Annotated in this window: 1 protein-coding gene; it reads right to left on the bottom strand. The window is 70.8% G+C overall.

From position 1 onward, the window contains the following. Positions 1 to 248 precede the first annotated feature (248 nt). A complete protein-coding gene (locus ABT147_RS47230) occupies positions 249 to 923 on the bottom strand; it encodes an HNH endonuclease family protein (RefSeq protein WP_351418752.1) in 675 nt (224 codons plus the stop codon). Positions 924 to 1,072: the final 149 nt, after the last annotated feature.

Below are 1,072 nucleotides of genomic sequence, written 5' to 3'. Positions count from 1 at the left end.
GGTTGCGCCACCGCACGTGTTCCAGCGCCAACGCCGATGCGACACCGATCACCGCACCCAGCACTGTGGACACCACCACAGTCCAGTCCATTTGCCCCCGCCCCCGCACCTGGGTCCCCTGTTGGAGAAGTACCCCGGCGGCGGTGCGGCCAGTGGCGATAAGACACCGCGTATCGGCATCGGCGACAGCCGCGAGTACGAGGCGGGGACCGCGTCTGGCGAGATGGCGGCGGGGCGGCCCGCCGGCGTCAGTGGGCGAGGGTGACCTCGATGGCCACGTTGGGGCAATTGTTGAGGGCTTCGGCGAGCGCGGCCTGTTCGGCGGGGTCGATGGCGAGGCTCCAGCGGGTCTTGATGGCGGTCCAGTCGGTGGCGTAGGTGCAGCGGTAGTCGGTGGCGGGGGGTTGCCAGGTGGTGGGGTCCTGGTCGGCTTTGGAGCGGTTGGAGGTGGCGGAGACGGCGATGAGGGCGCGGGGGTCGTCGAGGTCGTTGGCGTAGGCCTGGCGTTCGGCGGGTGTCCAGGTGGAGGCGCCGGAGTCCCACGATTCGGCGAGGGGGACGAGGTGGTCGATGTCGAGGGCGCGGGCCTGGTCGAAGTGGGTGTCGTCGTAGGGGGAGTACCAGGTGCCGCCGGTGAGCTGGCAGTTGATGCCCTGCGTGGGGGCGGTGAGGGCTTCTTCGAGGAGGACTTCGTTGCGGGTGGAGCAGCCGTCGCGGTCGGCGTCGATCCAGTGGCGGAACTTCGTCCGCTCGTATCCGGTGCGGTCCTCGTCCTGGACTGTGAGAGCGGCCAGGGCGTCGCGGACGGGCAGGACGACTCGGTCGCCGGGTTCTGCGGCGTTCGCGGTGGCGGTGGGGGTGGTCAGCAGGGCGAGCGCGGAGAAGGCGGCGGCCGCGAGGCCGGTGGCGCGGGGGAGGCGCACGGGGAGTCCTCTCGAAGGTCACGGTCAGTACGTGATCTTCGTAGCGGGCGCCGCAGGCCCCGCTCCAGTCCTTCGGCTCCGGCTCACTCTCACAGGTGGTAAGTCACACCGCCTCCCGGCCGGGGACCGGCATGGTCGGTGCCGTTCAC

It is taken from the genome of Streptomyces sp. NPDC001868 (genome assembly GCF_040297125.1).
GTDB lineage: Bacteria > Actinomycetota > Actinomycetes > Streptomycetales > Streptomycetaceae > Streptomyces.
The sequence above is the reverse complement of the archived record's forward strand: the minus strand, read 5'-3'. Positions and strand labels throughout refer to the sequence as shown.